6 protein-coding genes are annotated in these 11,302 nt (G+C 38.8%); all 6 read right to left on the bottom strand.

Annotated features, from left to right (window positions below; genetic code table 11):
- Positions 1-5,108, bottom strand: a 5,108-nt coding sequence (locus Aru01_RS01005) for an ESPR-type extended signal peptide-containing protein (protein WP_042111041.1), incomplete at its 3' end; no start/stop codon positions are given.
- Between the two features lie 938 nt (positions 5,109-6,046).
- The gene (locus Aru01_RS01000) at positions 6,047-7,477 is read right to left on the bottom strand and encodes a short-chain fatty acid transporter (protein WP_040331219.1); all 1,431 of its coding nucleotides are present in this window, start codon (positions 7,475-7,477) and stop codon (positions 6,047-6,049) included.
- Between the two features lie 149 nt (positions 7,478-7,626).
- Entirely contained in the window at positions 7,627-8,805 is a 1,179-nt protein-coding gene (locus tag Aru01_RS00995) for a thiolase family protein (protein ID WP_016656485.1), read from the bottom strand.
- A 78-nt stretch (positions 8,806-8,883) separates the two neighbouring features.
- The gene (locus Aru01_RS00990; RefSeq protein WP_016656486.1) at positions 8,884-9,516 is read right to left on the bottom strand and encodes a 3-oxoacid CoA-transferase subunit B; all 633 of its coding nucleotides are present in this window, start codon (positions 9,514-9,516) and stop codon (positions 8,884-8,886) included.
- A 12-nt stretch (positions 9,517-9,528) separates the two neighbouring features.
- Positions 9,529-10,230 carry a CoA transferase subunit A gene (locus Aru01_RS00985; RefSeq protein ID WP_016656487.1) on the bottom strand — a complete coding sequence of 234 codons (702 nt, stop codon included), beginning with the start codon at positions 10,228-10,230 and terminating at the stop codon, positions 9,529-9,531.
- 112 nt (positions 10,231-10,342) lie between these two features.
- Entirely contained in the window at positions 10,343-11,242 is a 900-nt protein-coding gene (locus tag Aru01_RS00980; RefSeq protein WP_016656488.1) for a LysR family transcriptional regulator, read from the bottom strand.
- Positions 11,243-11,302: the final 60 nt, after the last annotated feature.

The raw sequence follows: 11,302 nt of genomic DNA, 5'->3' as shown, positions 1-11,302 counted from the left end.
AAGCCAGCATTGTTGATTGTTGTATCACCAACAACAACAGACTCAAGACCTGTTAAGTTCTTAGATAACTGAACTTCAAGCTCACCTTTGTCGTTTTGAACAGTACGGATGTTTTCAGAACTTGCTGCTGTAGCAGTCATGTCAGTCATACCACCAACAACACCCAATTGTTCATTGAGTTTCTTCGCGATGACTTTACCGTCGTTACCTACAAACTTAAGGCCGTCATTTAAAGTCGCAACTTCTTGAGTTTTGCCATCTTCAGTTTGATAGATAATGCGTGTTTCGCCATCTGTACCATTTAAACCAGCAGCACCTTGACCACTTGTAATGGAAACACCATCTTTACCGTCTTTACCATTTAACGCCAAGCTATCAGCATTGAGGTTTTTGTCCATTGCAATAACAAGGTTGCCATCAGCATCAACCATAGTTTTGATGTTGTTTGCAGAATACTCAGTATCCTCTTTAGCACCAGTACCTTTGATCGTAACCTTTTCACCCAGCTTCTTATCTACAGAACCTGTGTTACCTGCAAAGGTAAGTGGATTATTGGCAACTTCACCAACTTTACCATCTACATAAGTTTTGTTGGTGATGTGATCACCTTCAGTGATATCACCGCTATAACTTACGTTACCAGCTTTGTTCACTGTGAACTTATCACCTAACTTAGTTTCACCAGCAACAGTTAAATTGGTGGTATTTACTTCAGTTAAGCCTGTTAATTTCTTAGACAATTGAACTTCAAGCTCACCTTTGTCGTTTTGAACAGTACGGATGTTCTCAGAACTTGCAGCATCAGCAGCCAAGTCAGTCATACCACCAACAACACCCAATTGTTCATTGAGTTTCTTCGCGATAACTTTACCGTCGTTACCTACAAACTTAAGGCCGTCATTTAAAGTCGCAACTTCTTGAGTTTTGCCATCTTCAGTTTTATAGATAATGCGTGTTTCGCCATCTGTACCATTTAAACCAGCAGCACCTTGACCACTTGTAATGGAAACACCATCTTTACCGTCTTTACCATTTAACGCCAAGCTATCAGCATTGAGGTTTTTGTCCATCGCAATAACAAGGTTGCCATCAGCATCAACCATAGTTTTGATGTTGTTTGCAGAATACTCAGTATCCTCTTTAGCACCAGTACCTTTGATTGTTACTTTTTGACCCAAATCACGGTGGAATTCACCAGTGTTACCTGCAAAGTTCAAGCCTTTCGCAATAAGGTTGTTGCTAGTTTCTTTCAACTGATCAACATTCACAGCATCTGTACCAGCTTTACCAGCTGCAACGTTGCTAATCACTTTGTCACCAGCATTAATACCGCCAGCTGTGATGCTTGGACCATCTTTGATCGTTAAACCATCACCTTTAATGATCGTTGTACCATGATCATCTTTGATATTCACAACACCAGAACTAACTGTAGTACGATTACCTTTAATGTCTTCAACCACAGTACCTGTAGCAAAGTTTGAAGTCGTATTACCTAATTGATCTTTTATCGTTGTACCAGTTGAAGAGATATAAGTTTTGTTACCAGAACCATCTTCAACACTCACAGACTCAAGACCTGTTAAGTTCTTAGATAACTGAACTTCAAGTTCGCCTTTCGTGTTCGCTGCTGTACGGATATTCTCCGAGCTTGCAGCTTGATCATCAGCTAAACCACCAACGATTGATAATTTCTCACCAAGTTTCTTGTTGATAACTGAACCTGTATTACCCGCAAAGTTAAGACCTTTGTTGGTTAAGTCAGTTGATACATCTTTAACTGCGTTATTCAAATCACCAGCATTGACAGCATTACTTGCATTGGCAACATTGGTGTAATCACCAGCACTTGCAACGTTAGTTAAGCTTGTACCACCAGTTGTAGTGATATTGCCTGTAACTGGATCTTGAGTTGAAACAGCTTCAGTACCACCTAGAGTTACTTTGTCACGATTCACTGTGCCATCAGTGTTTTTGTCATACTTAACAGCAAAGTCATCAGTTGCATCAGCTTTATCTTTTACTAATTTCAACTGTTCTTCAGTCGCAGCACGACCTTTTTCAGCAAAGTCAGAAGCAGACAAGTCTTTGTTAGTTAAACCAGTAATATCACCAGTTTTCTTGTCGATACTTACGCCACCAACAGTGACTTTATCAAAGTCCACAACTGTGTCAGTTGCTACAGTAAACTCTTTGCTACCATCCGCATTAACTTTGGTTGCAACTTTAACGTTTTTGCCTTCTTTAACATCCACTTTAGATGCAGCAGCAACTTCGTTTAATTGATCAACGTTAACAGCGTCTTTACCGTCTTTACCTGCGGCAACGTTACTGATTACTTTATCACCAGCATTGATACCACCAACAGTGATGCTTGGACCATTGTTAATGGTTAAACCAGCATTGTTGATTGTTGTATCACCAGCAACAATACTGCCATCTTTAAGATCGATATCTTTAGCTAAGTTAACTTTAACATTGTTGCCATCTTTACTGACTTTAATGTTTCCATCTTCATTAGAAAAATCAACAACATCACCAGGTTTAACTTGTGACTGATCAGCACCGTTTGCAGTTAAGTTCCAACCTTTATTTGCAGTTTCATTCACTGACTTGATTGCATCATGGATATTGTCTTGATTCGTGTTACCAATATTGGTCATTGTTAGTGACCCATCAGTATTCACATTCGCGTTACCACCCAAGATCGTCTTAGTCGAGTTCGCAACATTACCTAGTACAGTGTTGGTTGCATGTAATTGGCTACCATTAATCGCATCTGTACTATCAGCACTGATTTTGCCCGCTGCAACATTTTTAAGTTGACGTTCTGCACCTTTTGAACCAAATGATACTTGATCGCCAGCATTTTGAGCTGCACCAGCAAAACCACCAAACTTAAGACCAGCGAGTTCTGCTTCAATTTCACTTGTCGCATTCGTGTCAGTTGTTGCTTTAGAACCAATCGCCACAGCATTTTCTAAAGTAACTTTTGAAGCATTACCAATTGCCGTACCATTGCTTTGAGTTACAGTTGCACCAAAACCTAGAGCTGTAGATTCTTTTGCATTTGCTGCAATTGTTGTATTTGAACCAAGCGCCAAACTCTTTTCAGCACCAGCTTGTACATTAGCCTTACGACCGATTGCTACAGCATCTGAAGTTAAATCACCAATCGTAGATGAGATACCAATTGCAACACCACCATCAGAGTTACCTGAGTTAGATTTAGCACCAATTGCAACCGAAGCATTATCAATATCAGTATGTGCTTGGTCAGCAATTGCATTTGTACCAATCGCTACACTATGTGCATAAGCGAATGAATCATTACCTACAGCAACCCCACCAATGTCATCACCACTATTGGCTTGGGCATTACGACCAATTGCAATACCATCATTTACAGCACGTGCTACTTCACCAATTGCAACACCACCAGTCACTGGAATCGTTGGATCTGTTAGCTGTCTAACAACTTCAGCTCGATTACCAACAGCAACAGAGTTTTCAACCTGTGCCTTAGCATCAATACCAGCTGCTAATGAACCTGATGCACTCGCACCATCATTGTTATAGTTACCTTGCTGGTGACCATCATCGTTTACACTGTAATATTTAGACTTAGATGCAATAAGTGCATCATTAACATTTGTATATGTCTTATTATCAATCTGGTAGCTAGGTGCAGTGATTGCGCCTGTAACCGGATTATAACTAGAGCCACCACCTAAATGGTTTGCTACATCACCACCCGTTTGATCAGTGATCGATTTATGCTTTTTCAATTGTGAAACGTTTACACCATCAGTGTCCAAAGAACCTGCTGCTACGTTTTGTAAACGACGTTCATTGCCTGCTGTACCAAATGAAACTGAACCAGTTGCTTTTGCGCCAGCAACATTTTCTTCATATAGATAAGCTGTTGTTGTGTAATCATTGGTTTTAGAGTTTTCACCAATAGAAATACTATTTTTATGATTAACTTCAGCACCAGTACCTAGTGCAACACTGTTCTCAAAATTGGCTTTGGCGTTTACACCAACTGCAATTGAATTCTTTTCTTTTGCTGTAGAAAGACCACCAATTGCCAAAGCATTTTCACCCAATGCTTTTGATTCGCCACCCATTGCAAAGGCATTTTTACCTGCTGCTTGCGAGTTAGAACCCATTGCATAAGCATTTTCACCTGTCGCTTCAGATTTTGCACCCATTGCAAAAGAGTTATTCGCTGCAGCTTTAGCCTCACGCCCTAATGCAAAAGAGTCACTTCCTGTTGCAGAAGATTGAAAGCCCATTGCCGTTGAGTCTTTACCTTCAGCTTTCGCATGAGCACCAACGGCCAATGCATTATCTTTAGTGGCTTTTGCAGCAGCACCAATCGCGATCGAGTCTTTGCCTGTAGACAATGTCTGATCTTTAGTTTGATAGTCTGTGCCTTGCTGGTTTGGGTCGGTACTGGTTGCATTATCGATATCGGCCGAACCAATTGCAATCGAGCGATTACCATTTGCTGTAGCTGAGTGACCAACAGCCAAAGAGCCTTTTCCTGTTGCAGCAGAAACGTTACCTAGTGCCTGCGCATAGTCAGCAGTCGCAGCTGATTGACGGCCAACTGCTAAAGATGAGTTACCCGTTGATAAAGCTGCAACACCCACAGCGATTGAGGCAGTATTAGTCGCAGCAGCATAAGTACCTACAGCTGTAGCCAAGCCACCCGATACTCCCGCTTTAGCACCTGTACCCACAGCTGTATTACCCGCAAGCCCATCATTCCAACTTGTACTATTTGGATCAGCAGTTGTTTTTTTGTTATATGGGTTTTTTCTATCATAAATGTAGTGATCACCACCAGCATCAGACTTACAACCAATTGCCACGCTATGATCACCACTCGCTTTGGCATTCGCAACACCATTGGCACACGTTGACAGTTCTGTACCAGCTAAGGCATCGGCAGAAAAAGTAACAGTCGCTCCCAAAAGCATACTTGCTGCAGTCATTACTTTTACTGATTTTGACGATTTCCCTTTTGCTGTAGCTAATTCAGAAACAGCAACCCACGCACCAACCGAAGCATTCCAGATGACCTTATAAACTTTATTCATACCCAACCTTTTAGTGACGTATATCTCTTTTATAGATATTAAAGAGATGTTTTATACAGAGCTGGCGTATTATATGTATGTTTTAAAATTAATCTATGTTTAATACATAGAATTAATATTGGATTATACTCGTTTGTCTACTTTTTAACCATTAAGATATATTTATAAAACTAAAGTCTATATTTATAAATAACTTTTTATGCCTGTATACTTATTAAGCAAATAACAAAAAATTATAGTTTCATCAATTATTTTAATAGTAGAGTATATAATCAAGATATGTTAATTAAAAAAACTTACTTATAATAAAATAATAATGAAATATAACTTTTAATACCATACAAAACAATTACTTACGATCACAAACCACTAGGATCAATCAAACACCATCGACAAACCACATACAATTATATTTAAATATATTAAATAGTTTATATAGTATAATTATTTATTCTAAAATGTTCTTTTTACAAAAAAAAATCAATTTTCATAGATATTAACTGCAATGAAGATCGATAATTCAAAGTCAAATCAACCTCATTTATTAACTTATAGTTAACAATTAAATATAATTTAATTTTAAAATTTATGATAAATAAATAATCAATTGATATTTATCCCATACATTTATGCAGCAAAAAACAAAGAATTTAGCTATATTTTCGCCAAAAATCAGCATAATGCCATAACAGTAAATATAAATAGTATTAAATAGGTCACACATTTATAGTTTATGATTCATTAGTCAAATTAAAGTGATACAGATCACAAAATAATCTTATTGTTCAACAACCAACCAAAACACGCTTATTTTTATTATAAAAAAAACCCAAAACCAGATATTGATCTTGGGTATATTACGATCTGAGTTTCAAATCATTTCATGATGTAATTTTCAGCTATATTTCCAAAATATAGAGCAGCCGTGATCATCAAAATTAAAGTTGCGGAGCGACATAAGTTAGAGTACGACCAAGTAACCAGAGTAAAAATAGTACAATTGGGATATGAAAAATCATCTGCGTTACAGTAAAGCCGATCACATCTTTGGCTTTAAGTTTTAAGATTCCCAGCATTGGCAGCATGAAAAATGGATTGATAAAATTAGGCAATGCTTCCGCTGCATTATACACCTGTACCGACCACCCCAAATGCACCTTGAGATCATTTGCAGCCTGCATTACATAAGGCGCTTCAATAATCCATTTTCCACCACCTGATGGTACAAAGAATCCTAACACGGCCGAATAAATCCCCATGATCACAGGAAATGTTTCTTGATTAGAAATCGATACAAAAAAGCTGGCAATGTAATGTGAAACTGAATGACCTTCAACATTAATAGCCTTGGTCATCATATAAGCAATGCTGCCGTATAGTGGAAATTGGATCAATACACCTGAACATGCAGGTACCGCTTTATATACAGCATTCAAAAAACTGCGTGGAGTACCATGCAACATCAAACCTAAGATTAAAAATAAAAAGTTATAAGTATTTAAATTAGAAATCGCAATCATCGGATCTTTAGTCGTAAATTCCGCATAAATCCAAAAAAGACCAATCACAGATACGATAATCGTCAGCCACGGCGATGTTTCTAACCAATCACCAGGTCGTTTAATGACGTCTTGTTGATCTTTATTTGGCTGTGTAGTCAAGCTCTCTTCATCAAATTGTAAACCAAAATCTAGCATCGTCTTGACATGTGGCCCTTTGGGTGCAGACCAATAGGCGATCGCCAAAGATAAAACAATTAATACCAGTACAATTACAATGGATTGCCATAAAAAAATGGTTTGAGAAAATGGAATTACACCAGTCAATTGATAAATATTTTCAGGCAAACTATCTTTATTTGCTTGTAATTGTGCTGCTGAAGAACTTAAGCCTAATGCCCAAGTCGCGCCCATTCCTACAAAAGCTGCTGCAGCAGCAGCTCGATAATCCATGTTCAGATCTTTACGTTTTGCCAACGCAATAACCAATAAAGCAGTGAGTACCGTGCTCATCGCCCATTGAATTAATGAGATAAGCAAGCTGAGCAAAGCAATCATGACAATTGCTGTACGACCATCCTTAGGTATTTTCGCTAAACCTCGAATCATTTTCTCGACAGGCTTTGAAACAGATACGACATAACCGCAAACAATTAACATGGTCATTTGCAAAGTAAATGGAATCAAACTCCAGAAACCATCACCAAATGCAGCACTGATTGAAATGGCTGGAGCACCGATTAATAAAGCTGCAATCGCAACAATAATCACCCCTAATAATGCAAATACATACGAATCAGGAAACCACTTTTCAGACCAATTACTTATGCGAATGGCCATACGTTCAAAAACACCACTGTGTTGTTCCATCATTTACACTCCTTCCTGAGTATTTTCTTAAGTTGATTTTTTTTATATTGAAAAGAATAAGCCCCAACACTCCTAAAAGCATTCGGGCTCGAAATTTAATAACATTGACAGTAAAACTGTTAAAACACTACCGCTTTAAATCCAACAGCTTATTCGCACAATTCGATCGCAATTGCTGTTGCTTCACCACCACCGATACACAGTGATGCAATACCTTTTTTCTTTCCAGTACGTTTTAATGCATGAATCAGGGTAAGAACGATACGTGAACCTGATGAACCCAATGGATGACCTAGTGCACATGCTCCGCCATGAATATTGACTTGTTCAGGATCAAGATTAAATGCATCGATTGCCAACATGGTCACCATTGCAAAAGCTTCATTAATTTCCCAAAGATCTACTTCAGCTGCAGTCCAACCAGCTTTAGCTAACACTTTTTCAATCGCACCTACAGGCGCTAAGGTAAACTCTGATGGATGCTGTGAATGTGTGCTATAAGCAACAATCTTGGCCAATGGCTTCAGATTTTTTGCGCTTACCACGTCTTCTGATGCAACCACAAAAGCAGAAGCGCCATCAGATATTGAACTTGAATTTGCAGCAGTCACAGTGCCATCTTTTGCAAAAGCGGGTTTAAGTAAAGGTATTTTGTCAATATTGGCATTAAATGGTTGTTCATCTTTATCCACAACAACCGTACCTTTTCGGCTCGTCACATCAACGGCTACAATTTCATTATTAAAATAACCTTGCTCTACAGCATGTTGTGCACGCTTTAGCGAACGAATAGCAAATTGATCCATGGCTTCTCGGCTGTAGCCCTTATCATTGGCAGTCCCTTGTGCGAAGGTTCCCATTGCTCGGCCTGTTTCAGCATCTTCTAAACCATCCATAAACATATGGTCTTTGATTTCACCATGTCCCATACGATAGCCAGAGCGTGCCTTAGCCAATAAATAAGGCGAATTACTCATCGACTCCATACCACCAGCAATCGCAATATCGATACTTTCTGCACGAATTGCATCACTGGCTTGCATAATCGCTTTCATTCCAGAACCACAAATTTTATTGATTGTGGTTGCACCAACTGCATCAGGAATCCCTGCTAAACGCATTGCTTGACGTGCAGGGCCTTGCTTTAAACCTGCTGGAAGTACACAACCTAAAATAACTTCTTGAATATCACTAGATTGTAAACCTGAACGTTGTACTGCTGCTTTTACAGCGACTGCACATAGCTCAGGCGCGCTTAAACTTGAAAGCGAGCCTTGAAACCCACCCATTGCTGTACGTGCACCATCAACAATATAAACTGTCTTCATTCCTTTTTTCCTGTTCGATTCATGCGTTGTTTCATTGCGCTATGATTTTATTGACTATCGATATACATAAGCGAAAAATTAAGCACTCAGCAATTTCACGCCTGTCACAGCTTGAACAGCTTCTAAATCTACGCCTTCTGCCAACTCAACCACAGTCAGTCCTTGGTCAGCAATATCAAATACACCCAGATCACTAATAATACGCTGTACTACAGCTCGTCCTGTTAAAGGCAAACTGCACTTTGGTAAAATTTTCGGTTGGCCATCTTTAGTGCAATGCTCCATGAGGACAACGACTTTTTGTACTCCAGATACCAAGTCCATGGCCCCACCCATTCCTTTTACTTTTTTACCAGGAATCATCCAGTTTGCAAGATCACCTTGTTCAGAGACTTCCATAGCGCCTAAGATAGCCAGATTGACGTGTCCACCACGAATCATCGCAAATGATTCTGAGCTTGAGAAAAATGAGCCTCCTCGCTGCACAGTCACAGTTTGCTTACCCGCATTAATCAAATCAGGATCGACTGTTTCTTCAGTCGGAAATTCACCAATACCCAGTAAACCATTTTCTGAATGCAACCAAACATTCATACCATCAGGAATATAGTTAGCAACCAAAGTCGGCAAACCAATACCTAGGTTGACATAGTAACCATCTTGTAATTCTTGCGCTGCACGCTGCGCCATTTGTTGTTTAGTCCAAGCCATGATCATTCTTCCTTAAGCTTCTGCACGCAATGTTTTTTGTTCAATTCGTTTTTCTGGATGAGCATTAAGCACAATACGATTTACAAAAATCCCAGGTAAATGAATATCATCAGGTTCTAATTCACCAATCTCTACAATTTCTTCCACTTCGACAATGGTGATTTTCCCCGCCATGGCGCACTCAGGATTAAAATTACGTGCAGTCTTTCTAAAGATCAAATTACCCGCTTTATCTGCTTTATAGGCTTTGACCAAAGCAACATCTGCCACGATCGATTGTTCTAAAATATAGTGCTTACCTGAAAATTCGCGGCTTTCTTTATTTTCAGCGATTTGCGTACCATAACCTGTTGCAGTATAAAAAGCTGGAATACCTGCACCACCTGCACGGAGTTTTTCGGCAAGAGTTCCCTGTGGAGTCAATTCCACTTCAAGTTCACCAGATAAAAACTGGCGTTCAAACTCTTTATTTTCACCTACATAAGATGCGATCATTTTTTTGATTTGCTTGGTTTCAAGTAACAAACCTAAGCCAACACCATCAATACCCGCGTTATTGCTCACACAGGTCAGTCCAGAAACACCACTGTGCTTAAGCGCCTCAATCAAAGCTTCTGGAATACCACATAGACCAAAACCACCAACAGCTATTGTTTGTTGGTTTGCAACAACATCTTGTAATGCAAGTTGTGCTGAAGAAAAAACCTTATTCATATTCAAGTTTCCTTACTGATTCATTTTGTTTTAACACGCTATGATCAGAATGAGAAATTGAATGTATTTAATGATTAATGAGTTTTGTTAATATATCGAAAAAAGACTGACTTTAATTGGGCGCTAATTGCGCAATACTACTTGAGGCAAAGCATTCAATGAACTGTGCTGAAATTTTAGATACTTCAAAATTCTTCTTATAAATAATCCCCACTTGTTTCTGTAAAGGTTTTCCACTAATTTCAATAATCACTGTACGCTCATGATCAATATGGTGCTGAAAATGTCTTGGAATCACCGTTACGCCTGCACCCTCAGCAACAAAATTACAAACTGAAGAGATCTGATGGCACTCTAATTGCACATCTAAAGATAATTGTTTTGATTGGCAAAACTCATCAATCAAATAACGTACAATCGATGGTCGTTGTAAAGTTACAAAACGATTCAGACAGAGGTCTTGCCATGTAATACTTTCACACTGCGCCATTTCATGTGACTTATTTAGCAAAGCGACAAAATCTTCATCAAATAAAGGCATAAATTCTAGCTGATCTTTAAACTCAGGCTCAAAACTAATACCTAATTCAAATACCCCATCCTTTACTAACTCTATAACAGATTCATTGGTAATATCATGAATTGAAAAACTAATATTGGGGTGTAAGGACAAAAATCTTTGAATAATTTCAGGCAAAACTGCATGAGTTATATATGGCATGGAGGCAAGCGTTAAACTTCCACGATTAAACTTAAAGCGTTGTTTTAGATCATGCTCCATTTCTTCCCAATTGGCCATTAGCCTTCTGGCATAAGGGATCAGCGATTTACCCTCTTCGGTCAGCTCTACACGACGTGTATTACGCTTAAATAATTTACCCCCCAGTTCTTCTTCTAAAGCTTTAATGGTTAAACTCAGTGCTGACTGACTAATAAACAACTCAGTTGCAGCATTGGCATAATTGAGTGTTCTCGCCAAAATTAAGAAACTTTTAATCTGTTTTAGCGTCATCACATTCAATCCCTTAATCATACTGCTGACATTATAACCTGAGTGACTGATATTACTTTA

Origin of the sequence: Acinetobacter rudis, assembly GCF_000829675.1 — a bacterium.
GTDB lineage: Bacteria > Pseudomonadota > Gammaproteobacteria > Pseudomonadales > Moraxellaceae > Acinetobacter > Acinetobacter rudis.
Note: the sequence above shows the minus strand (reverse complement) of the source record. Positions and strands in the feature narration are given on the sequence as shown.

Coding starts and splice junctions, on each gene's coding strand:
- Aru01_RS01000 (WP_040331219.1), bottom strand. CDS start 7,477: ATGGAACAACACAGTGGTGTTTTTGAACGTATGGCCATTCGCATAAGT.
- Aru01_RS00995 (WP_016656485.1), bottom strand. CDS start 8,805: ATGAAGACAGTTTATATTGTTGATGGTGCACGTACAGCAATGGGTGGG.
- Aru01_RS00990 (WP_016656486.1), bottom strand. CDS start 9,516: ATGGCTTGGACTAAACAACAAATGGCGCAGCGTGCAGCGCAAGAATTA.
- Aru01_RS00985 (WP_016656487.1), bottom strand. CDS start 10,230: ATGAATAAGGTTTTTTCTTCAGCACAACTTGCATTACAAGATGTTGTT.
- Aru01_RS00980 (WP_016656488.1), bottom strand. CDS start 11,242: ATGACGCTAAAACAGATTAAAAGTTTCTTAATTTTGGCGAGAACACTC.